This window comes from Shewanella sp. GutDb-MelDb (genome assembly GCF_002836075.1).
Lineage (GTDB): Bacteria > Pseudomonadota > Gammaproteobacteria > Enterobacterales > Shewanellaceae > Shewanella.
Genome location: NZ_PJBM01000229.1, coordinates 1 through 23198, shown reverse-complemented (window position 1 = coordinate 23198; position 23198 = coordinate 1). Strand labels below are relative to the sequence as shown.

Annotated in this window: 28 protein-coding genes; 16 read left to right on the top strand and 12 right to left on the bottom strand. The window is 43.3% G+C overall.

From position 1 onward, the window contains the following. Positions 1-85: 85 nt before the first annotated feature. From coaBC to folE, 5 genes are all read left to right on the top strand, one after another. Entirely contained in the window at positions 86-1279 is a 1194-nt protein-coding gene (gene coaBC, locus CXF82_RS13070) for a bifunctional phosphopantothenoylcysteine decarboxylase/phosphopantothenate--cysteine ligase CoaBC (RefSeq protein WP_102044328.1), read from the top strand. Continuing rightward, entirely contained in the window at positions 1280-1738 is a 459-nt protein-coding gene (gene dut / locus CXF82_RS13065) for a dUTP diphosphatase (protein WP_101089354.1), read from the top strand. Between the two features lie 99 nt (positions 1739-1837). Further along, a complete protein-coding gene (gene slmA, locus CXF82_RS13060; RefSeq protein WP_101089353.1) occupies positions 1838-2431 on the top strand; it encodes a nucleoid occlusion factor SlmA in 594 nt (197 codons plus the stop codon). Positions 2432-2776: 345 nt separating this feature from the next. After that, positions 2777-4744, top strand: a complete 1968-nt coding sequence (locus tag CXF82_RS13055; RefSeq protein ID WP_102044327.1) for an alpha/beta hydrolase family protein — start codon at positions 2777-2779, stop codon at positions 4742-4744. Between the two features lie 218 nt (positions 4745-4962). Continuing rightward, positions 4963-5622, top strand: coding sequence for a GTP cyclohydrolase I FolE (folE, locus tag CXF82_RS13050; RefSeq protein WP_101089351.1), 660 nt, complete (start codon positions 4963-4965; stop codon positions 5620-5622). Between the two features lie 222 nt (positions 5623-5844). Here folE and pyrE read toward each other — a convergent pair whose 3' ends face one another. Then, complete coding sequence (pyrE, locus tag CXF82_RS13045) at positions 5845-6486, bottom strand: orotate phosphoribosyltransferase (protein ID WP_101089350.1); 642 nt, start codon at positions 6484-6486, stop codon at positions 5845-5847. 119 nt (positions 6487-6605) lie between these two features. Beyond that, positions 6606-7319, bottom strand: coding sequence for a ribonuclease PH (gene rph / locus CXF82_RS13040; RefSeq protein WP_101089349.1), 714 nt, complete (start codon positions 7317-7319; stop codon positions 6606-6608). A 192-nt stretch (positions 7320-7511) separates the two neighbouring features. Between rph and CXF82_RS13035 the strand changes: the two genes are divergently transcribed. Beyond that, positions 7512-8375, top strand: a complete 864-nt coding sequence (locus CXF82_RS13035; RefSeq protein WP_101089348.1) for a YicC/YloC family endoribonuclease — start codon at positions 7512-7514, stop codon at positions 8373-8375. Positions 8376-8577: 202 nt separating this feature from the next. Here CXF82_RS13035 and CXF82_RS13030 read toward each other — a convergent pair whose 3' ends face one another. Then, positions 8578-9348, bottom strand: a complete 771-nt coding sequence (locus CXF82_RS13030; RefSeq protein ID WP_102044326.1) for a DUF1223 domain-containing protein — start codon at positions 9346-9348, stop codon at positions 8578-8580. A gap of 77 nt (positions 9349-9425) precedes the next feature. Here CXF82_RS13030 and CXF82_RS13025 point away from each other — a divergent pair, with 77 nt between their 5' ends. Further along, entirely contained in the window at positions 9426-9701 is a 276-nt protein-coding gene (locus tag CXF82_RS13025) for a Rho-binding antiterminator (protein ID WP_101089346.1), read from the top strand. Here the strand turns inward: CXF82_RS13025 and CXF82_RS13020 are convergent. Next, positions 9685-11175: a Na+/H+ antiporter NhaC family protein gene (locus CXF82_RS13020; RefSeq protein ID WP_102044325.1), complete on the bottom strand. Its 1491-nt coding sequence runs from the start codon at positions 11173-11175 to the stop codon at positions 9685-9687. The two genes, CXF82_RS13025 and CXF82_RS13020, sit on opposite strands and share 17 nt — an antisense overlap. Before the next feature lie 179 nt (positions 11176-11354). On the opposite strand from CXF82_RS13020, the gene CXF82_RS13015 reads away from it, so the two are divergent. Further along, a complete protein-coding gene (locus CXF82_RS13015) occupies positions 11355-11558 on the top strand; it encodes a cell division protein ZapB (protein ID WP_101089344.1) in 204 nt (67 codons plus the stop codon). A 240-nt stretch (positions 11559-11798) separates the two neighbouring features. Here CXF82_RS13015 and CXF82_RS13010 read toward each other — a convergent pair whose 3' ends face one another. The 6 genes from CXF82_RS13010 to CXF82_RS22335 all read right to left on the bottom strand — a co-directional run bounded on the left by CXF82_RS13010 (position 11799) and on the right by CXF82_RS22335 (position 15745). Further along, entirely contained in the window at positions 11799-12011 is a 213-nt protein-coding gene (locus CXF82_RS13010) for a DUF1107 domain-containing protein (protein ID WP_101089343.1), read from the bottom strand. 367 nt (positions 12012-12378) lie between these two features. After that, positions 12379-12990 (bottom strand): thiol:disulfide interchange protein DsbA/DsbL, encoded by a 612-nt coding sequence (locus tag CXF82_RS13005; RefSeq protein WP_101089342.1) that lies wholly within the window; start codon positions 12988-12990, stop codon positions 12379-12381. Between the two features lie 123 nt (positions 12991-13113). Then, a complete protein-coding gene (locus tag CXF82_RS13000) occupies positions 13114-14148 on the bottom strand; it encodes a serine/threonine protein kinase (protein ID WP_101089341.1) in 1035 nt (344 codons plus the stop codon). Between the two features lie 47 nt (positions 14149-14195). Next, entirely contained in the window at positions 14196-14501 is a 306-nt protein-coding gene (locus CXF82_RS12995; protein WP_101089340.1) for a DUF3630 family protein, read from the bottom strand. Positions 14502-14562: 61 nt separating this feature from the next. Beyond that, positions 14563-14856 carry a hypothetical protein gene (locus CXF82_RS12990; RefSeq protein WP_102038603.1) on the bottom strand — a complete coding sequence of 98 codons (294 nt, stop codon included), beginning with the start codon at positions 14854-14856 and terminating at the stop codon, positions 14563-14565. Between the two features lie 112 nt (positions 14857-14968). Continuing rightward, positions 14969-15745 carry a hypothetical protein gene (locus tag CXF82_RS22335; RefSeq protein ID WP_102044324.1) on the bottom strand — a complete coding sequence of 259 codons (777 nt, stop codon included), beginning with the start codon at positions 15743-15745 and terminating at the stop codon, positions 14969-14971. A gap of 348 nt (positions 15746-16093) precedes the next feature. On the opposite strand from CXF82_RS22335, the gene CXF82_RS12980 reads away from it, so the two are divergent. The 8 genes from CXF82_RS12980 to CXF82_RS12945 all read left to right on the top strand — a co-directional run bounded on the left by CXF82_RS12980 (position 16094) and on the right by CXF82_RS12945 (position 21520). After that, complete coding sequence (locus tag CXF82_RS12980; protein WP_101093386.1) at positions 16094-16489, top strand: nitrous oxide-stimulated promoter family protein; 396 nt, start codon at positions 16094-16096, stop codon at positions 16487-16489. Between the two features lie 220 nt (positions 16490-16709). Next, positions 16710-17927 carry a SpoIIE family protein phosphatase gene (locus CXF82_RS12975; RefSeq protein WP_257982785.1) on the top strand — a complete coding sequence of 406 codons (1218 nt, stop codon included), beginning with the start codon at positions 16710-16712 and terminating at the stop codon, positions 17925-17927. Positions 17928-17939: 12 nt separating this feature from the next. Continuing rightward, positions 17940-18272 carry an STAS domain-containing protein gene (locus CXF82_RS12970; protein WP_101093387.1) on the top strand — a complete coding sequence of 111 codons (333 nt, stop codon included), beginning with the start codon at positions 17940-17942 and terminating at the stop codon, positions 18270-18272. A gap of 13 nt (positions 18273-18285) precedes the next feature. Next, a complete protein-coding gene (locus CXF82_RS22615; protein ID WP_257982784.1) occupies positions 18286-18624 on the top strand; it encodes a nucleotidyltransferase family protein in 339 nt (112 codons plus the stop codon). Further along, the gene (locus CXF82_RS22610) at positions 18608-18865 is read left to right on the top strand and encodes an NDP-sugar synthase (RefSeq protein WP_257982783.1); all 258 of its coding nucleotides are present in this window, start codon (positions 18608-18610) and stop codon (positions 18863-18865) included. The genes CXF82_RS22615 and CXF82_RS22610 overlap by 17 nt, the downstream gene beginning before the upstream one ends. Before the next feature lie 92 nt (positions 18866-18957). Continuing rightward, positions 18958-19407, top strand: a complete 450-nt coding sequence (locus tag CXF82_RS12960; RefSeq protein ID WP_257982782.1) for an ATP-binding protein — start codon at positions 18958-18960, stop codon at positions 19405-19407. A 421-nt stretch (positions 19408-19828) separates the two neighbouring features. Beyond that, on the top strand, positions 19829-21106 hold the full coding sequence (locus tag CXF82_RS12950) for a glycosyltransferase (RefSeq protein ID WP_257982781.1): 1278 nt from the start codon (positions 19829-19831) through the stop codon (positions 21104-21106). Between the two features lie 87 nt (positions 21107-21193). After that, positions 21194-21520: an Hpt domain-containing protein gene (locus CXF82_RS12945; RefSeq protein WP_101093390.1), complete on the top strand. Its 327-nt coding sequence runs from the start codon at positions 21194-21196 to the stop codon at positions 21518-21520. 270 nt (positions 21521-21790) lie between these two features. Here CXF82_RS12945 and CXF82_RS12940 read toward each other — a convergent pair whose 3' ends face one another. Beyond that, entirely contained in the window at positions 21791-22831 is a 1041-nt protein-coding gene (locus tag CXF82_RS12940; protein ID WP_102044321.1) for a hypothetical protein, read from the bottom strand. A 2-nt stretch (positions 22832-22833) separates the two neighbouring features. Next, positions 22834-23198 (bottom strand): hypothetical protein (locus tag CXF82_RS12935; protein WP_102044320.1); only part of this gene is annotated, 365 nt, incomplete at its 5' end.

Here is a 23198-nt window from a genome sequence, read left to right as displayed (position 1 = left end):
TCGTTTAGGATTGTGATATCTTAGGCCGCACATCGACTGCACGGATGGCATTAAAATCCGTCAAAATGATAATGGAAGAGTACGTATGGGTTTGAAAAACAAGAAAGTCCTTTTAGGAATTGGAGGTGGCATTGCTGCCTATAAATCTGCTGATTTAGTTCGCAAACTAAAAGACCGTGGCGCTGACGTTAGAGTCGTCATGAGCCAAAGTGCGCAGCAATTTATCACACCACTCACCCTCCAAGCTTTATCTGGCTATCCGGTTGCCACCGACCTGCTCGACCCCACTGCAGAAGCCTCCATGGGCCATATAGAATTAGCCCGCTGGGCTGACTTAATCATTATTGCCCCCGCCACGGCAAACTTAATTGCGCGCATGAGTATCGGCATGGCCGATGAACTCATCACCACCACATGCCTAGCAACAGAAGCGCCCATAGTGCTTTGCCCTGCGATGAATCAGCAGATGTACCGCAATGCAGCGACGCAAGCCAATTTAAAAACCGTAGCACAACGCGGCTTTACAATATGGGGCCCAGATTCTGGCTCACAAGCCTGTGGCGAAGTGGGCCCAGGCAGAATGTTAGAACCCGTGGCGATTGCAGAACGAGCCGAACAGCTATTAGGGCCAAAATTGTTAGATGGCGTCTCTTTATTACTCACGGCAGGACCCACTCGTGAAGCCATAGATCCGGTAAGGTATATCTCGAATCACAGTTCAGGAAAAATGGGCTTTGCACTTGCTAGCGTGGCTGCTGAGATGGGTGCAACTGTCACACTCGTTGCAGGACCTGTAAACTTAGCCACTCCAGCGAATGTCACCCGTATTGATGTTGGGTCAGCACAAGAGATGCTTGATGCCGTGATCCCAGAAGTAGAAAACCACCAAATTTTTATCGGTTGTGCGGCAGTGGCTGATTATCGAATAGCGGATATTGCAGAGAGTAAAATAAAAAAATCAGCGGAACAGATGCAGCTTGCGCTCGTTCGAAATCCTGATATCTTAGCCACCGTTGCCAGCCATGCTAAACGTCCGTTTACGGTTGGTTTTGCAGCAGAAACAAATGATGTCGAACAATATGCCAAAGGTAAACTGGTGCGTAAGAAACTCGATATGATCGCCGCCAATGATGTGTCTAACAGTAACATTGGTTTTAATAGCGACAATAATGCGCTCAGCGTGTTTTGGCACGGTGGTGCGACACACTTACCCCCTGTTGACAAACAAACGTTAGCCAAGCAATTACTCACCCTAATCGCAGAAAAAGTAAAAAAATAAATGAAAACACCGATTGAATTAAAGATCCTTGACTCACGTATTGGCACGCAGTTTCCGTTGCCTGCATATGCGACTCCAGGTAGCGCAGGAATGGATTTACGCGCTATCACCGACACTGCTCTCACCATACAACCGGGTCAAACCGTCCTTATCCCTACCGGTATTGCAGTGCATGTGGCAGATCCAAGTTTGGCCGCCATCATATTGCCTCGTTCAGGCCTAGGTCATAAGCACGGTATCGTGCTCGGTAACTTAGTGGGGTTAATCGACTCTGATTACCAAGGACCCTTAATGGTTTCTTGCTGGAATCGTGGTAGTGAACCCTTCACTATCGAAATTGGTGACCGTCTTGCGCAGTTAGTGTTTGTTCCCGTCGTACAGGCTGAGTTTAAGCTTGTGGATGAATTTGATAGCTCAGATCGCGGTGCAGGCGGGTTTGGTCATTCAGGTACAAAATAATACATTACCGCGTTAAACGCATCACTACATTTTATAGATAGCACGGAGCAGCGTTTCCTTGCTATCTCGCTCAGTAGTAATCGAGTGAAGGACTGATAAATGGCTGCAAGCCCAAAAATAAACCGTCGCGAACATATTCTTCAATGTTTGGCGACCATGCTAGAAACAAATCCAGGACAACGTATAACCACTGCTAAATTAGCAGCTGAAGTTGGCGTATCAGAGGCAGCCCTCTACCGTCACTTTCCGAGCAAAGCACGTATGTTTGAAGGCCTTATTGAGTTTATCGAGGAGTCACTGCTTTCTCGAATCAATCTCATCATGGATGAAGAAAAAGACACCATGAAACGCTGCCAACAGTTATTGCAACTGCTGCTGGTTTTCGCCGAGCGTAACCCCGGTATTTCGAGAGTGTTAAACGGTGACGCCTTACTCGGTGAACACGAACGTTTACGCAGTCGAATTAGCCAACTTTTTTCTAAAATTGAAACTCATCTTAAACAAATTCTACGCGAGAAAAGCTTACGCGAAGCCCAAGGCTTTAACATCGATGAAGCCGTTCTGGCTAACTTACTGCTTGCGATTGCCGAGGGCAGAATTGCCCAGTTTGTTCGCAGTGAGTTTAAAATAAAGCCTACCAAGCACTTTAATGAACAATGGGCATTTGTTCAGCAGCAGCTGCTGCAGAGCTAGACTTTCTGTGCATAATACGGCTGTGTTCACAGCCGTTATCTCAATTTATCTAAACAACTTAAGATTCAGAAAAGAGAATAAACCACCCTTTACAGGCTGTCTTATTGTTTCTGAAATAACAGCAGATGGTTACAATCGGAGACTCCCTCTCAGGACATCCACTTAGGAATGACAAGATTATCTCCTAGTCCTTAATCAAGCAGATCTCATACCAGTACATTGGCAGTATTTAACTCACAATGTTGATTATTTTAGTTATTGTTCCCATCATACTTTTGTTTTACTCTACCTTTGTAATCCATATGTTACAAATCAATTAACACGATGTTTCCACAAGGAAGTTGTATGAAACTAATCAAAATCATTAGCTTTGCCTGTATAACCCTGCTTAGCAGCAATATATTTGCAAAAACAAACGAAGCTGCGAGGCTATTTAGCCGGGCTGCAGAGTTTTCTCAAGTCAAAATATCCCCAGGCGGAGATTATCTTAGCGCCATCAGTCAAAAAGATGATAAAGCAATGCTACTCATCTTAAATGCCAAAACTAAACAGCCTGTTCATGTTGTTTTTTTCCCTGGTAATGCCCAAGTCGGACGCTATGAGTGGGTCAATGACGAGCGAGTTGTTTTACAAAAAGTATATTTAAAAGGTTGGAGTAACCAACCACAATATTTTGGTGAGTTAATTGCCGTTAACGCCGATGGTTCGGATTCAACTTATCTATTTGGTTACAAGGGCGCTGAACAACAAACGGGCTCAAGAGTAAAGAAGACAAACACTGCCATTCGCGCAACAGCGACCATCTTAGATCCATTACCTGACAATAAGCGTTTCATGCTAGTTCAAGCGCTGCCGTGGGGAGGAGGGGGTAGCAACACAGCAGAAAACACCCAAAAGGTTTATCGCGTAGATGTGTATAAAGGTTCACGTAAGAAAATAGCTTCATCCCCAATCCCTTACGCTAACTTCCTCAATGATCATGAAGGTAATGTCCGTTTTGTCAGTGGCACTAAAGATCATGTCAATTCGACACTTTTCTATCGTGATAATAACGAGTGGGTCGATACCGCTAAACTTAACTTAAATTTGGATGCTATTGCCCCTATCGCATTTAGTAATGAAAAAGACAGCCTTTATGTTACAGCGAGTGAATCTGGTGGGACTAGAGGTGTCTATTTACTAAATATAAAAACGGGCGATAAGCAATTAGTCAGTCGCGATAAAGTCGTTGACCCAAGTAACCTGTGGATAAATAAAACCAGTAAAAAATTATATGCTGTCGAATATGAAAACGGCTACCCAACTTATGAGTTTGTCGACTCTAAAGATCCTTCAGCTGTATACATCAAACAGCTCTTAGCTGCGCTACCGGGCCATCAAATCCACATTGTTAGCCAAACAAATAATGCAAAAAAAATGATTATTAAAGCCTTTAATGATCGTAACCCCGGCCACTACTACCTATTTGATGCTGACGCAATAAAACTAGAGTATCTGGTCTCAAAAAAGAAATGGATAGATCCTGAGAAAATGGCCGAGATCAAACCAATTCATTTTACGAGCAGAGATGGAGTGGAGATCCATGGCTACCTTACTTTGCCAAACGGAGTAGAAGCGAAGGAACTCCCCTTAGTCGTTAATCCTCATGGCGGCCCTCATGGTCCTAGAGATTGGTGGGGATTCGACTCTCAAAGCCAGTTAATTGCTAGCCAAGGGGCAGCCGTGCTTCAGGTGAATTTTCGAGGCTCTGGTGGCTATGGAATAAACTTTGAAAATGCGGGCCATCAAAAATGGGGGACTGAAATTCAGTATGACATTATCGATGCCACAAAGCATGTTATCGAACAAGGTATCGTAGACAAGGAGCGTATCTGTATCGTCGGCGGTAGCTTCGGTGGATATTCAGCTATTCAAAGCGCAACCATTGAACCAGATTTATTTAAGTGTGCCATTGGATTTGCCGGCGTTTATGATCTGCCATTAATGTTTAATGAAGGCGACGTTCAAGGCCGACGAGCAGGCAAGCGCTACCTAAAAGAGGTATTAGGTGAAGATGAAAAACTATTAGAATCTATGTCGCCAACTCATAATGTGGGTAAACTCAAAGCTAACATTATGTTAGTGCATGGTGGCGAAGACGAGAGAGCTCCTATAGAGCAGCTTGAAGCTCTTGAAGAAGCACTAGAAAAACATCATTATCCATATAAAAAATTGCTAATGGATGACGAAGGTCATGGCTTTTATGATGATGAAAATAAGGCAAAATACTACAGTGAAATGCTCAGCTTCTTAAAGACCAACCTTAAGCTGTAATCCCTCAAATAGAAAAACCGACTAAATTAGTCGGTTTTTCTTATCGCAAGCGAGATTTTTGGTGTATATTTGCATCAAATCGCTGTGCCTCCGTGCATCTTAGCGCCAAAGCAAAGCGTTAACGCTCTACTATTACTGTTAAGCGATACCTGTCAAATTGCGAACCGCAACTAAGATCACCAGAGACAGCACCACTACCCATTAAAGTGGAGGACATTATGACATCAAAAGAAGCTATCCTCAGCGAATCAGCACAATTAGTACAAGCTGCGCTACTTGAACGCGGACTTGAAACCCCGATGCTACCCTGCGAATTTAGTCCTGAAGAACGTAAGGATAAAATTGAGCATCATATGCGCGAGATTCTAACATTAATGTCGTTAGATCTACGTGACGACAGCTTGACCGATACGCCACGTCGCATTGCAAAAATGTACGTTGATGAGATATTTTCAGGTCTCGATTACGCCAATTTCCCAAAAATCACCGTGATTGAAAATAAGATGGGCTTCGACGAGATGGTCAAGGTTAATGACATAAGTCTCACCAGTACTTGCGAGCATCACTTAGTCACCATCGATGGCCTAGCACGAGTAGCTTACTTGCCGCGTAAAAACATTATTGGCTTATCCAAGATAAACCGTATAGTGCGCTTCTTTGCGCAGCGGCCACAGGTACAAGAGCGTCTGACGCAACAGGTTTTAGTTGCACTGCAAACCTTACTAGAAACCAAAGACGTCGCCGTTAAAATGGATGCGGTACATTACTGCGTAAAATCACGTGGCGTGATGGATTCAACCAGCTCAACAACCACTACAGCATTAGGCGGTATTTTTAAATCTAACCCTGCCACACGGGCTGAGTTTCTTAGCAACTAGCCCAACTTTAGGTTCTAGGTTCTAGGTTCTAAAATACTGCGCCAGAAACAAAAACGCTGCGTCATAAACGCAGCGTTTTTTAGTTTCTAGATAAGAAAATGAAATAGCCCTATAACGGAACGGACTTCGGCCTCACGGAAAATCAAAGCCGATTCTAAATATTAATTTGTGCTCCTGCTTTTCCGTAAGCGCAGCGCTCTGTAGTCAGAGGCTTTCTACACTTTAAATCCCGTATTGGTCGCGGTAAGCACTCACTGACGCCAGCTCTGTTTCCATACCGGTCTTTTCTGACAGGTAGTTAATCAAGTCTTCAAGTTTAATAATCGACACAATCTCACAACCAAAATCACGCTCAACTTCTTGAATGGCAGATAACTCACCTTTGCCTTTCTCTTGACGATCAAGTGCAATCAACACACCCGCTAACTTAGCATTGTGAGCCGCGATAATTTCCATTGACTCGCGAATGGCTGTGCCAGCAGTAATGACATCATCGACTAACATCACACGGCCTTTAAGCTCGCTACCGACTAGGCTGCCGCCTTCACCATGTTGTTTTTTTTCTTTACGGTTAAAGCAGTAAGGCATATCGATATCGTGGTGATCACACAAAGCAACCGCCGTTGTTGTCGCAATGGGAATGCCTTTATATGCAGGACCAAACAGTAAATCATATTCAATAGCTGAATCAACTAATGCCGTTGCATAAAAACGACCAAGACGCGCTAAATCACGACCGGTATTAAACAAACCAGCATTAAAAAAGTAAGGGCTAGTGCGGCCTGATTTTAACGTAAACTCGCCAAATCTAAGTACCTTGCGCTCAAGGGCAAACTCAATAAACTCACGTTGATAGGCTTTCACAATCTCTCCTTAAAAATGTAGGGCAACTCAAATTATTTTAATCATTTTATTTATTATAAGCGCGGTCAAAAAGCACTTACAAAAAGGACCCCGTAGGGCCCTAGTAACAACAATACGATTTAGCTTAAAGACGCTTTTTGAATATCAACGATCTCTCGGATACCATGCTTAGCTAGTTCTAATAAGCTCAATAGCTCTTCATGACTGAACGGCTCGCCTTCGGCTGTACCTTGGATCTCAATCATTTTACCAGTTTCAGTCATCACAACATTCATGTCGGTTTCAGCTGCGCTATCTTCAATATATTCTAAATCGCAGATAGGCTCGCCTTTATAGATACCAACACTAACAGCAGCAATAAGGAACTTAAGTGGGTTAGTCTTTAAAATGCCTTTACCACGTGCCCAGTTAAGTGCATCAACCAATGCCACACAAGCACCTGTAATAGCAGCTGTACGCGTGCCACCGTCTGCTTGAATAACATCACAATCAATAACAATCGTGTTTTCACCCAGTAGCTTCATATCAACAGCTGCACGTAGTGAACGGCCGATTAAACGCTGGATCTCTTGAGTACGGCCAGACTGTTTACCACGAGCCGCTTCACGGTTCATGCGGCTATGCGTAGAACGCGGCAACATACCATATTCAGCAGTAACCCAACCTTGGCCTTGGCCTTTAAGAAAACGCGGTACACCCTCTTCAAAACTGGCGGTACACAGCACTTTAGTGTCACCAAACTCAACTAAAACCGAACCTTCGGCATGAGCGGTAAACTGACGTGTAATAGTCACTGGACGAGATTGTGCTGGAGTTCTGTCGCTTGGGCGCATAGTGAATTCCTGTATTTGAAAACATTGGGGTAATTTGGCTGCATATTATAGGGACATGTGAGCCAGTATGCTATCTGAAAAATAAAACTCATCTTAAAATCCCGACAGTAAATTAAGGCTAGATCCTGCACCTTCATGCTAATTGAGTATATAATCACAACTCACTTAGACGAACTACACTGGAAATTATTCATGATCCAAAGCATGACAGCCTATGCTCGCATTGAGCACAAAGCAGATTGGGGCACCGCCTCTTGGGAAATCCGTTCCGTTAACCAGCGCTACCTAGAAACCTACTTGCGTTTACCAGAACATTTCCGCAGCTTAGAGCCAGTGCTTAGAGATCGTCTTCGTAAACGTTTAAACCGCGGTAAAATTGAAGTTAACCTGCGTTATGACCTCAATGAAGGTGATAGCAGCGAACTGCAACTCAATAAAGAACTCGCTAAGCAAATTATCAACGCCGCTAATTGGGTAAAAGATGAAGCTAAGCAAGGCGAACTCAATGTCGTTGACGTGCTGCGTTGGCCTGGTGTGATGTCTAGCTCAGAGCAAGATATGGACGCCTTAGGTAAAGATCTATTGGGTGCATTCGACTTAGCTATCGATGAATTTATTGAAGCTCGTGGCCGCGAAGGTGAAGCAATCAATACTATGTTGCAAACTCGTCTCGACCAAATAGTGGAGCAAGTTGCCGTGGTTCGTGGTCATATGCCAACGATTATGCAATGGCAGCGCGATAAGCTTACTAACCGTTTAGCCGAAATCACCGGCGAACTTGATCCAGCCCGTATGGAACAAGAGATGGTATTAATGGCACAAAAAATGGACGTTGCCGAAGAGATGGACCGCCTTGACGCACACGTTACCGAGACACGTCTCATCCTTAAAAAAGGTGGCGCACAAGGCCGTAGACTCGACTTTATGATGCAAGAGTTCAATCGTGAATCAAACACCTTAGCCTCAAAATCTATCAGCGCAGACGTCACTGCTGCTGCAGTAGAGCTTAAAGTGCTTATTGAGCAGATGCGCGAGCAGATCCAAAACGTTGAATAGGGTTTAAACCATATCCCTATCAATTAGAGCCTTGCATATGCAGGGCTTTTTTATTAACTCTATATTCAACATATTGTCTAAGGGACTCTAGCTAGCGAGTCTTAATATTGAAGGCAAAACAGGTATACCGCTCAATGCTATCTAACAAGTCTGATTGAGTCGCTGACACCCAATATCGATTATCGCTTTTAATATTCTAAAGTCACTCAGCTTCTAACCAAGCCGCAACGGCCTGCACTGGTTGATCTCTTTGTTCTATCCACGCCACCCAAGCAAATTGCTCAGCCGTCCATGACTTGGTATCAATACGCTCAATTTCTGCTGTAAATGTACTTTGCTGCCTTCTATTCGATTTAATCACTTGATGACTCAGCACAGTAAAATCATGCTTCAGTTGTTTATTACGATTCTCACCGCGTTTAACCTCCGTTTCCAAGCCTGCCCCCACCAAAGCCAAGTGCAGCTCAATAGGTGCACTATTGCCTGTTTGGTTATCGAAGCTAGCGGTTAGTTGCAGGCCTTCAATAGAAACAGATAATGCTCCGACTTCCGGTTGTACTTTGCTAAAGACATCCCCTAATTTACGATCAAACCAACCCCGCCACTCTTGGCCGTTAATGACAAACTGCGGAGTGTAAACCTGGCCAATGTGCTTGGCGTTAAGATGATCATATTGCCGCTGACTAAAAGTTTTCGCTGCAAAAGAATCTTTCCAACCGATGTAATCCCAGTAAGTGACATGAAAAGCAATGGGGAAGTATTTATGCCAAAGTTCGGTCTGTTTGCTAAATGCAGACAGCCAAGTCTCTGCCGGAGGGCAACTACTGCAGCCTTGTGAGGTGTATAGCTCAATAAAGTATGGGCGGGTCGTCGTGCTTGTCTTATTAAACTGAGTCAACGTTTGCGCGGCCGCAGTGGTCGTAACCAATAACGATCCACATAAGACAGCTACAACAATAGAATTCATTAACATTAGCTAAATCTCCTTGGCTTTCTACAATAGACCTAGCCAAGAAGAAAAAGCATTCACTACTAATTTTAGAGGTACCTATGCAGCCCTACATTACCGTTAATTGTCATTGCCATGATTATTTAGAATTAGCTTGCATGAGAGGCTATCAATTAAAAATTGAGTTACATAATAAAGCGCCACTAACTGCCCAGGCAGTAACCTTAGTCACTAAGGCTGACAAAACGGAATGGCTGATAGTAAAACAAGTCGTTAAGCAAAATAATAGCCTCAACGAAATACGCTTAGATCAAATCATCGCGATAACGCCCATTGATACCGCAGCCGATTTTAAGCGTATTACGATTGCGCCTTAGCCACCTCAACTTGGCTACCGCGAGTCCCTCGATGATAAAGAGCAAGTAGTAGCAGTGCAGCGAGCAGAACGATACACCACGACCATATCGGGTCTACCTTCAAGTTAATTAACTGAAAGCCTAATAACGCACTAAAGGCCGCAATCAACGCAAAAGGAAGCTGGGTAACCACGTGCGCGTGAGGCTCACAGCCCGAGCTGGTAGCACTAATCACACTGGTGTCTGAGATTGGAGAGCAATGGTCTCCAAATACTGATCCGGCCATCACCGCGCTTAATACTGGCAGCATCAAAGTCGAATCAACGGCGACAGCAATCTCGGCTCCGATGGGGATCATAATGGCAAAAGTGCCCCAACTTGATCCTGTGGTAAACGCCATTACAGCGCAGAGGATAAAGGTACCTGCGACTAACATATTGCTTGAGATAAACTGTTCTGCCCAACTGGCTAATAATTTAGCCACGCCTAAATCAGCAATGACGGCGCCAATCATCCAAGTGAATAGCAAAATGGATATTGCAAAACTGATGACCTTCATTCCCGCAAACATGTCCACCACAAGCTCCTGAGCTTTGCGACCAGAGAGCTTCAGCATAAAGACGGCAATAGTCATTGCTAAAATACAAGCATCGCGCATGGCAGCGCCAATATCAGCCGAAGTGATCCACTGGCTAATATCCGCTGATTGCGAATTAGATGCGCCTGACCATAACGTTAAAGCCACCGATGCAATCAATAGGCTTGCCATAGGAATGCCCAATAACCACGGATTACCCGCTTCAACCTCTGCAGACTCTGGTTCCGTTGTTGCGGTATAGGTAAAGCCAATACCAAACCAAGCCACCAATAGCGACAATATAATCACGGTAATCGCGTAAAAGTTGAGCTTTGCTATTTCAATAAAGGATTCTAGCGGCGAGAGAGGCAATAGCGTAATACTCGCCAAAATCGCCATGACATAAGGGCCCCAACTGGAGAAGGGCAACAATGCACACAATGGCGAGGCATTTGAGTCAACAAGATATGCTATTTGCTCTTTACTCATGCTATATCGTTGACTGAGAGGTTGGCATACATGACCCACCGCCAGACAACTAAAGATACCATCAATAAAAACCACCCACCCCAGCACAACAACACCGACCCGCGCCTGACGACCGCTTTTAATTCGGTGATATAGCCAATCAGCAAATGATTTTACCGCGCCGCCTCGGGCAAGCAGCTGTGTCATCATACCCAGTAACACCATCGCGGCCAGCACGTTAAGGTGCCAAGCTTGCCACTGCCCATCAGCATAAAATTGCATCCAAGCTTTTGACGATAAATATACGGTTGTATTAACAGGGTTAAACGCGCTGATAATAAGTGCACCTGAGATAATACCAACGCCTAAAGCCACAAGTGTACGTTGTAAAACTAAGGCTAATACTAAGGTTAAAACCAACGGAGTCAGCATTAAGATATTGCCTAACATGGCTGCAATTCCTGTAGAAATAAAGAGATGGGTACTAACGAGTTAGTCACAAGTACAAAAAAAAGCCACTCTCACAACTTTTATCGTAAGATTTTGCTTCATTTAGCATAATTAACTATTCACTAAGACCCCGTCGCTGCTAGAATCGGAGCTATCATCATGCTACCAAAGGGACTCCCATGAGCCTTGAACTATTGTCAAAATTGGAAACAAAAATCCAAGCAGCACTTGAAACTATTGAGCTACTAAGAATGGAGCTTGAAGAAGAGAAACAGTCGAGCACAAGTTTGACAGAACAAAACCAACTGTTACAACAAGAATTGAACTCTTGGAACGAAAAAGTAACAGGTTTAGTTGGTCTGCTTAACGAAGAGGTTAGCTAACCTTTCTTAGGTGAGTTTACGTAATCGTTATTTTTGCAGTTGTGTCGCTAAGTAAGTTCACATAGCGACACCTGCGAAAATGATTACTACGAATACAGCTGGTGCGGCCAATCAAGGTCAGCCCTCGCCTTCTTTGCTGCTTCGTATGGAACTGCGAGCATCTGCTTTAACGTTCTAAGTCCGCTACTCGCAATAAAACCATGTTGCTTTTTTACCGATTAACAATGCATAAAGCCGTTGTTATGCCGTTTGCATGTCACTATTTTGTGTTTCAATTAAGCCATTGAGTTCCAATATAGCTTGTTTAACTTTAGGTAAACTTTTCCTTGGTAATAAAAATCGTCCTTTATCAAATTCAATTCGACCCAAATCTTTTACCCAGATCACTCCAGTTAAAAAGATGCGCGCATGTTTAACGATTAGCTTTGGTGCATAGACAGGAAAAACTCTCACTAGACCTCCCCACAACGTTGTTTATTGTTATCTGTAGTTGCTTCGACAGGTGTTTTACCATGAGAGTTTCATTAAATCGAAAATTAATTTGTAAAGAATTGAATCAAATTTAAACAACTTATAAATTCTCATCCCAATCAAGCACCTAAATAGCATCGTCATCAAATTGTCGCTTGCCAATTTTTTGACACCCTGTTAACGTTTAGGGGTTACTCAGGGTAACGTTGAGCTTTTTAGCTCCGTAGCCGTGCTTCTTGCGACCAAGAAGCACGGTTTTTTTATGCCCGTAATACGAGGTTAAATATATCCCCACGAGCAGACACAAAAAAAGGAGCGCTAGGGCTCCTTAATATTTTCGAGGTCGTATTTACTTCATTGTGGTCAGGTAGTACGCGATATCAAGTAGTTCGTCGTATGATTTGATTGCACCTGTTTCAACACGGTACTTACCATTGACAACCAGTGCGGGTACACCAGATATTTTTGCATTCTCAGTCGCACGCTTCATGTTCGACATTTGAGCACTCACCATGAATGAGTTTGCAGCAGCATCGAAGGCTTTACCGTCAACACCATTAGCCACAAAAATCGCTTTTACATCATCACGGTTAGTAAAATGCTGTTTCTTGTCATGAATGGCTGAAAAAATTGCAGTTTCCATTTTCTCATCAACTTTTAACTGATGCGCCACAGCAAAAGCACGAGACATTTCCACGCCCATGTTGCCATTGATAAAATCAACATGGTTTTGCTTAAAGACAACACCTTCAGGCAAGCCAGCTTTAATTTTTGGCACTTCTGACTTGGCAAAGTTATAGCAATGTGGACAATAAAAAGAGAAAAACTCGGTAATTTCAGGCTTTGCCGTTGCAGGCCCTTGATTAATGACAGTGTAATGTACGCCTTCTTTGTAATCTGCAGCCATTGCAGCCATAGGCGCAACTAATAATGCAAATGCGACCAATAATGCTTTTTTCATGTGGATTCCTTGGTGATGCTAAATGCATCTTTAATAATTTTCACAATAACATAATGCCCTTTCGAGTCGACCTCAAGCGCATAAGTTCATTTTTCTGTTACAAAATGCGAGTTTTAATATAATTTAATATTGTGGCATTAAGCTCAGTGGTGGCTCATCAAGTGCGGCAAGTTGCTCTTTAAAAGCTAAAATTTGTTGTTCCCAGTATTTTCCTTCAGCAAACCATGGAAAATTCATTGGAAATGCAGGGTCTGCCCAACGACGACTTAACCACGCATTGTAATGCAACATTCTCATCGCTCTTAAAGGCTCAATAAGTTGTAGCTCTCGAGTATCGAACTCACAGAACTCTTCGTAGGACTCTAACAACACTTCTAGCTGTAAAGTCTGTTGCTGCCTATCACCTGCAAGCATCATCCAAAGATCTTGTACTGCGGGCCCCATTTTCGCATCATCTAAGTCAACAAAGCCTGGACCATCAGGCGTCCACAATATATTGCTTGGGTGTAGATCACCATGAAGTCGAATATTGCGGTACTTTTGTGGCTGCCACATCGCGCTAGATTTCTCTAAGATTTGCTCAACCACGGTAAAGTAAGGTAATGCTAAGCTTTTGGGAATATGACCCGACTCTTTTAGCCACTTAAGGGAATCATCACCCAGCAGCTGCGGCGACATAGTATCGCGATAGACAAAGTCTGCCTGTTTCGAGAACTGGTGAATGCGACCGATAAAACGGCCAACAGACTCTAACTGTTCAAGGTTATCAACTTCAAATGCTCGCCCACCAATAGAGGGAAATAGCGCAAACCTAAATCCTTTATACTCATGTAAAGATCGACCATCAACAATTACGGGAGTGGCAATAGGCACTTCTTGCTCCACCAGCGCAGCAGAAAAGTCATGCTCCTCTTGGATCTGTTGATCTGACCATCGCTCAGGCCGGTAGAACTTCACCACATAGCGCTGACCGCTATCACAACGGAATTGATAGACGCGGTTTTCGTAACTATTGAGTGCCAGTAAGCCCGTTTCAGGATATATGCCTAACGTTTCAATGGCGGTCAAAATAAGATCCGGCGTCAACGCTTGGTAATGAAATGCTGAATCTTCATCTACGGCGGCTATCGCTGTCTTAATCGGCTCTATTCTATTCATCTATAAATGCTCTAGCTAAAGGTGACTCGGTGTAACTCAGGCTAATGTTATGCTTGCGCCACAATGTAAGACTGCATCAATTCGGCTAGATAGACCAGCACATCGAACTCGTCTTCTCTCTCAGTTGAAAGCCAACATATGTCGCCATAAAATTCATAATGAAGTTGTAGGTGGGTTCCTTCAAACTCCAATAACCATTGATGCCTATCTGCTCCCCATTGTCTCTCTACGACCCTGCAATCAATCGCCGCTGCAAAAGGTTCAGCAAATTGGGCAAACAGCTCAAAATCAATATCTGCTTGTACCGACAAGCTCAAAGTTTGACGATCTAACGTAATAGCATTTAGTTTCATCTAGCTAACTCTCGCGGCTCTTTCGTATGGGGTGTACTTGTCGAACGTTATCGAATTCCATTTACTCGGCAGACGATATCTGGCTTTGACAAACCAATGTTTTACCATCGGCAACACACAAATGGCCACACACATAATCGGCATTTTTATCGTCACTCAGGCGCAGTAAACCTTTGCCTTTGGCATGACATTGATCAACCGACGCATAGTAACCACTTATAAACTCTGCAGACTGCTCGACACTCGGCTTTGCTGCCGCGCTAGGATAATAGAGCAATGTCCACTCTGGAGAGTCAGTGCATGCTGTTAAACCAAAAGATAAAAATGAAATGAAGCACACTAAACGCAATTTCATGCTGAAGATCCTTTAAATAAAAAAAGGCGAACAAATGTTCGCCTTTATCGTAAGCAATTTAGCTTATTCTACACCGCTTCGTCAGCGATTGATGAACTTTACTGACATCGCTTTATTTATTTGCTTTGGCTTTAGCCTTGTCAATCCGAGTAACACGGCCCTCAAAGCCGGTCACTGTACCATCACTAACATCATGTTTAATCGCTGTTTTACATATCGCGATAGCCGCATCAAACTCACCATTGTCGTTGAGCAAGGTCGACATGTGCATTAGGCCAATCCCTTTGACTTCAGCATCTGGATTATCTGTCTTAGTTTCAGCAGCATAAACGGTAAACAGTGCTGTATATCGCTTAGATAAGTTTGCACCATACGTTACATATTCAGCTTGTTTACGTTGCTTATAACACTCCGCAACAGTCGAAGACATTGCAATATATTTTGCCGCGGTATCTGTGGCAGCGTCAGTATCGGCTATAGCCTGAGTTAACTTAGCATTTGCCCAAGCAACATCAACCTCTGCGGCTTTTGGCTCTGGCTCTGGCTCTGGCTCTGGCTCTGGCTCTGGCTCTGGCTCTGGCTCTGGCTCTGGCTCTGGCTCTGGCTCTGGCTCTGGCTCTGGCTCTGGCTCTGGCTCTGGCTCTGGCATGATTTGAACAACCTCCCCTTCAATATCAAGCTTTTTATCAATACTCGCCCCTTCATCAGACGAGCTCGACAATTCAGCCGGCGCATCTGGAGTCACGTCTTTAACTTCGGGCTCAACGGCTTCGTTTTCAGCTCGTTCATCCTGAGCTTCTTTTTCATTTTCTTCATTTGCTAATCGCTGAGTACGCTTATAGAGATAAACGCCTATTATAACGAGCAAAATAATGGCAATTACTTTCATTGTGTTCCACCAGTGGTTGGCCAGAGACTCATATGTGAGTCTTGTTATGCATTTTAAAACGCGTAAAAATAGAACGTTATTATTAATGCATTCTCTTTCATACAATCAAGTATTTATATCTCTTTTTTAACCGGGTATCAAAATTAATGCACTATATTGGCCAAAATAGCTCAAAAGACAGCTTTATGAGCAAAAGCTCAGCCTATTTTTACAAAACAGCTATCGATAAACCTAATCGCGCTTAAAGCGCTATTTTGTGCGCACCTTCAAATTTTCAAGCATCCGTTTTGTTTGTCGCGCTCTAGACTTTTATGATGTCAATAACCCAGTAACTGACTAAGGTATACCATGGCTTTCGAACAACTTTTAAGTGGCAAATTGCTTAGCGAGTTTAGAACCATCGTTGCTATGGTCGAAATCTATTGCAAAGCACACCATGAAGGCGGTAATGCTGGCTTATGCCAAGACTGCCAAGATTTTACTGAGTATGCTCATACCCGATTAGATAGATGCCCTTACGGACAAGATAAGCCGACATGCAACAAATGCCCGGTGCATTGTTATAAACCCCATATGAAGGCCAAAGCCAGAGAGATAATGGTCTATGCTGGCCCTAGAATGTTACTGCCACATCCGATTATGGCAATAAGGCACCTGTTATCTGAACGTAAAGACGCACCGGTAAAACCCCCTGTAGAATGTTCAAATCGGCACCATAGAATCAAAGTTAACATTAAAGATTAATGCCTTTTTAAGGCAAGCGCTAAAGTAAAGCTCCTCAAGATATCTACAGCCCCATATTCATCTAATTTTAAAGAGATACAATAATAGCGCGCACGATAACTTTAAATAGTATCGTGCGCTTTCTTGTTGGATCAGAATTTCACTACTAGACTTTTGCAAAGTAAACGGACTTATTTGAACAACGGCGCATTGTAGATGCCGCTCGTTAGGAACGTTCAGCATGGAGACTGCCACTTTGACGAAAGAGATCCTCCTCGTAGAAGACAACAAAGTCATGCTGTTGATGATGTCGCAAATGTTGGCTTCTCGTGGCTATCAAGTCGTTACCGCTAAGCATGGTTTAGATGCACTCACTCAACTAGACTCGCATCCCAATATTCAATTAGTGCTCAGTGACTGGATGATGCCCCAGCTCAACGGCATTGAACTCTGCTATCACCTTAAGTCCCCCCAATATTGCCGCTACATATTCTTCGTACTGCTCTCTGGCCGCGATGATAAAGACTCCATTGTTGAAGGTATCAACGCGGGGGCCAATGATTTTGTAGCAAAAGATACCAATATCAATGAACTAGATGCGAGACTCAAGGCAGGGTTCAGAACATTAGAGCTGCACAACCAACTCGTTGCCAAGAACATTGAGCTCGACCGAGCCTACGCAACCATTAAACAAGATTTAGAGTCTGCCAATGATCTCATTCAACGTATGCTGCCTGAGCAAACCCATTTTAAAGGTGCTGACATTAACTACACCCATATTCCCAGCGCACAGATTGGCGGCGATATGCTTGGCTGTATGCAGTTAGATGAAGAGCATATTGCTGTCTACTTATTTGACGTCGCGGGTCACGGCGTCACCTCAGCCTTAATGTCTTTCTCGATTCAGCAAAGTATCAGCTCTAATTCAGGCACCGCCTCGAATGTAAAATGCAAAAAAGACACCGAGCCCTTTTATAGCCTTATCGAGCCAAGCGAAGTCATTTCACACCTAAATCAAAGCTATATAAGCCAGGATCAAAACAACCTTTATTTCACGATGGTGTACGCCGTGCTGAATACTAAAAACGGGTTACTTTCTTACTCTTTTGCCGGACACCCACCGATGATCTGGCTACAGAAATCAAAGAGTCACTGTGAATTTATAGAACAAGACAGCTTTGTTGCAGGCATGTTCGACTTTGCAGACTACCACACAGACCAAGTGCAACTTCAGCCCGGTGATAGAGTTTTCCTCTATTCCGATGGGATAACAGAAGCAGAAGATCAACAGAAAAACCAATACTCTGAAGCGGGGTTAAAACAGCTCGTTCTAACACTAAGTAATGAGCCTAGCGGCACACAGACTGACACCATTGTCACCAGAGTCAGTGCTTGGAGTGGCGCAATGCAGTTTGATGATGACATAAGCCTGCTTGCCCTTGAATGGCAAGGCGAATAAAGAGGAAATATTATGCAATTTGATATTATTGAGAAAGGTCAATACACCATAATTCAAGTGAACGAAGGCAGATTTGATGCAAAACTGGCTCCCGCATTCAGAGAGCAGATAGCGCTAATCAAAGGTAATATCCGCGAGCAGTTAGTCCTTGATTTAGGTCAAGTTCGCTTTATGGATAGCAGTGGCCTAGGCGCTGTAATGGGTGCTTATAAAATGCTCAGCAACATCAAAATTAGTATTGTGAATCCACAAAAAACGGTAATCGATCTTCTCAAGCTAACCCGTATGGATAAGCTCATTCTAAGCCATCCAACCATTGAAGATGCGCTGGCTTCAACCGCTTAAAGAGGTAGATGTTATGAAAGGAATGATTCTCGCCGCAGGAAAAGGCACTCGTATTAAGCCAATATCTTACACAATTCCAAAGCCAATGCTCCCTATACTCGGCAAATCAGTAATGGAGTCTATGAACCAATTATCCGCTAAGAATGGAATAGACAAAATAAATATCAACATCAGCCACTTAGTCGGAATTATTGAAAACTATTTTGGAGGCACCCACCATTTCAACGTGCAGCTTTCCTATCCATATGAAGCAACTGAAGTTAGCTGTAAATTTGTCAGCCAAGCGTTAGGCTCTGCTGGGGATATGCGAAAAGTACAAGATCCACGGAGGTGTTGTGACAGACAAATATGAGCAAGTGGTTAGCTTTCAAGAAAAACCACTAGAGTCAGAAGCTCTTTCTAACAAGATTAATACCGGCATCTATATCTTCGAGCCTGCCATTTTTGATTTTATTCCTAAAGACATAGAATTCGACATTGGCAGCGACCGGTTCCCTCTACTTGTAGAAAGAAAGGCACATTTTTATGCCGTTAATATGGACTTTCAGTGGCTAGATGTCGGTAAAGTCAAAGATGTTTCGGAAATATTTTAAACGGCAAAGTAAAGGGCTATCCCATTCTGGGGACACAGCTGGCCCCTAAAGCTAATCCCGTGCCGCTACAGCAAGTTAAATAAGGTTAGTTTATGGACGTGAACACAAGGAAGTTTCACAAAGAATATCTCAGTAGTTTAGAGGCTTCTAGAGAAGTCGCTGATGACATAGTGCCTTACTGGAATAGCCTAGGGCTTGATGAGTCAATAGTCGGTCAAATGGAGCTTTGCCTGGTTGAAGTCGTTAACAATGTTTTTGAGCACGCCTATGGCAATAATGAGGGTCACAAGTTTGAAGCGACTTCGTATCTGACCAATACCAAAGATCTTATCGTTGAGATCTCTGACTTTGGTCAATCCATACCTCATGGTGTTCTTGAAGAGTTACTCAAAACGGACTTTATTGAGCCCCTAGCAGATGATCCCAAAACTTGGCAGCAAAGCCGAAGAGGACTGAAGATCATTCTAGAACTGTCAGATAAGTTAGAATATTTTTCGTACCAAAATCGCAATACCTTAAAGCTACAACGTAGCGCAAGCTAACCCAATACCTAACCACTTTTCAGTCGACAAGGCCCGACTTAATGCTGCCGGAAGATGGAAATGTGCCTTATCGTACCGATAAAAATAAGTGCACCAGCCACAATTAATGAATGCATCAATGATCCGATGGATGACAGGCATATTTGGCCGCGACTCAACCTCAGCTTAAAGAGACCACTAGCGTCTCCAACACGTCTTCACAAGAGAGGACTAAGCCAACGAATCGGCTTCGCATTATTAACCAAACACAAGAATTGAAAGTAGAGTCATTGCAAAAACCACAGATTGAACCCATTCCGCTGACGAAAGAAATAGCACCTTGCTGTTTTACCAATCTATTACTACATTTTAATAAGCTTGATGTTAGTGCTGTATCAGCACTCAAGCGCTCAGGAAGAGTTAATCAATGAAAGGATTCATTATGAGAATACACAAAGAAGATCTCGAACAAATTTGCCGCGCCGCGAGCAACCAATTTGACTTAACTGAATCCTCCCACCAAATTAGCCTACTCGAGCTGGCCGACTCTCTATTGGATCTAAAATACACCTCTCCAGCGCAACTTGTCGCATTAGCACAAAAAGAAGATTGCCCACTGGCATTTAAGTTAGCCGTTAAGCTGGTGCAGTCGCGCAAATACTTACGACAGATAAACACTCCTATCTCGATTGGTATCGTCTTTGCCATGTGGGGGGAACATCATCGTCTACTAGAAAAAAGTGCCACTAATATCAATGGTGAAAACTCATTGCTGACTAAGGTGACCCAACTGATGTGGGCGTGTAAAGGCACCAAAGTGGACTGGCATTTATACCCCGTTGATGATGGCTGTCCTCACGGCAGTTTCGATATTGCTAACCGTATTGCCAATCGCAGTACCCAGCCAGAGAAAATATCCGTACTCAACCTCAAAGATGGAATAAGTAACAACCATGGCCCTTTAGCCACACTCAATGATGTTGATGATTCTAGAAAAGGCGGCGCTATCACTTATGGTTGTATGCAAGCCCTCTCTGATGGTGTTGATGCGGTTATTTATACCGATGCTGATAACTCTGTCCATATGGGGCAACTCGGGCTAATACTGGCGCCTTTTGTGGCAAATAACTCTCAAGTTGTGCTCGGAAATCGTAAAGATCCCCGATCTATTGTGGTCAAACAAGAACAACGCTGGGGGATCGGTATTAAAACCCTCAGACACATGCAAAGAATGGTTGGTTCACCCATTTTTTCCAAAGGTATTCACGACACTCAAGCCGCTTACAAGCTCTTCAGCCGTGAGGCACTGCAGCATATTTTAATGAAACCCAGCGTATTTGACTTCTCATTCGACACTGATTGGATTCTAGCCGCGATGCAACACCAACAAAGCATTGCCACCGTTCCTTTCGTCAGTATTGACTCCGCCGCCGAATCAGCCTCTATCATCCAAGGGCCAATGAGTACTTGGTTAATTTTATTAAAAGGTTTAGTCAAAGCGCTTCGAGCAAGAGGTGCTGATTACAACAAAGAGATGGCTCAGTTAATTGATAACGAGGTACAAACGACTGAAGATTTAGAGCGCATTATTGATTTACTTCCAGATGAGCTCGTAAATGCAAAAGATGATGAATTAGGTGATGTTCAACTTATGAGCCCTAAAGCATTAGCGTCTTGGCTAGCTAAGGTTAAAGCTAAGCAACTCATTACCACCGCTTAACTGCGCCTGTATGCCAATATTTGACTCACTGACACCTCATATCAAACACCCGGTTTCAGTCAACAGATAAAAGCAAAGGATGTAACAATGATAGAGGTTAATGAATTAAGAGCGCTATGTGGCGACGATGACTCCATGGTGAAAATGCTACTCACCATTTACTTAGAAGAATATGGCGAGAGTGATAGCATACTCAAGAATCGTTTCTCCAGTGACGATGTCGACGGCTTGTTTCAAATATCCCATGAGCTTAAAGGTATGTTTAGTAATTTATGTGCCAAAGAAGCAATGACATTAGCTCAAGTAATCGAATCCAGCTCTCAAGCAGGATCACTTCCAGACCAAACCGCAATCAACGATTTATGTGGAAAAATAAAAGAGATTAACCAGCAAATTGAAAGGATATTGCAATAGGTCCTACATTGCGACGACTCATATTGAAGAAAGAGCATACTCCATATCGCAGTGTGCTCTTTCGCTATATTGAGCACTGTTAACGGTCAATAGAATCACAGAGAGTCCCAAGCCTTATATTGAGTGCGAGTTATTCCTAATAATGCTTATCAAGTATTATTTAAAACAGTTTCTGACGATCAATCCTCTTTTGCTCTGCACCCTTGAGCTCTACCACTGAGTCTTTTAATAGCATCAGCGTATATAAGATTTACGAACTATTATCCATAATCAAAACACAAAATTAACCGTGAGACTCAGTAAGTCGACATCATCTTTTTCAGCATATACCAGTGGTGAAGTGACAAACTGTGCTCGATTACCCGGTTCGTGTGAAAAGATAGATTGCATCTCAAGATTCAGTGAAAGGGTCGAAGTGGCATCGTAACGAAGTCCTAAAGTCACTCCTTGACTTTCTCTAAGCTCGTGACTCTCGGCATATACTAAGTAAGGTGTAAAATCATCGAGTGCATAACCGACACTGGCATACCAATTAATTTGCAGCTCGTCATATTCTAACTCCGCCATCCACTGCCAAGCATCCAAACTGTACTCCGCTCCCACAGTGTAAACATTAAGTTTATCGGTGGTTGGGGAAGGTCGTTGAATATACTGTGATTGCATAAATCCTGTATGAATTCGATAATTAAAACCAATTAAATCAATGTACAAACCCGTGATATAGTCGGTATCGAACTGTAATAAAGTGCCTCCCAACTCCACCTCATTAAGTCGCTCAAACCCATAGTAAGGCGAGATAGTGAGCGATATTTCATCCGATATTTCATATTGCCAAGCCAAAGAAATACCGTCGTAGGAGGTAAAGCCCAAAATAGCATCGTAAACCTCTTCTGGCGGTCGCGCCCATGTATAAGCCTGGCCAACATAATAAAATTCAGAGACGAGAAATAACGGTAAACGCAGTCGTCCTGCCCGCACTTCAAAATCAGCAAACTCATAGCCTAAATATGCCCACTCCAGTTCTGGATCGCTCCAGTCATCTTGGGTACGTTTAACCACTTGAGCTGATGCGTTAACCCCCTCAAAAATATCAATATCAAGTTGTAAGCCAAACAAGGTATCGCAGTCATAACAAATTTCATCGCTAATCTCGCGGCTAATAAATAACGGGGTTTTATTGTCTGTTTTGCTGATCGACGTCGAACCAAAACCACTCAGCAAAATGTTATCTGTAAGATCTATTCCCGCTTCTGCATTTGCTGTAATGCCTAAGCTCAATAATAAAATGCTGTTCTGACGGTTTAATAACATGGCTACTCTCCTTGTGGCACGGTAATTAAGATATTCACTTCATCCGGAACCGACTCAACCGGCGCATACGCGATACCATTGGGGTTTTCATTTAGCCACTTTAGGATCTGTTTTATATCATCACTATCGAGCTCTTCGGGTGGTGAACCTTTGCCAGAGAAAGCTAATCCAGCCCAATAGCCATTCATCTGTGACACAGATTTACCCAGCAACATGCTGTAGAACTCTTCGCGATGCATAGAGGTTTCGGGTAGATCAACCAACACAATTTTGAGACTGCCGCCGACTTTTTTAGACTTACCTCGATATAACATTCTGGCTTTGCTTTTACTCAAGGGAGGTAAATCATTATTGAGGCTAAAAATTG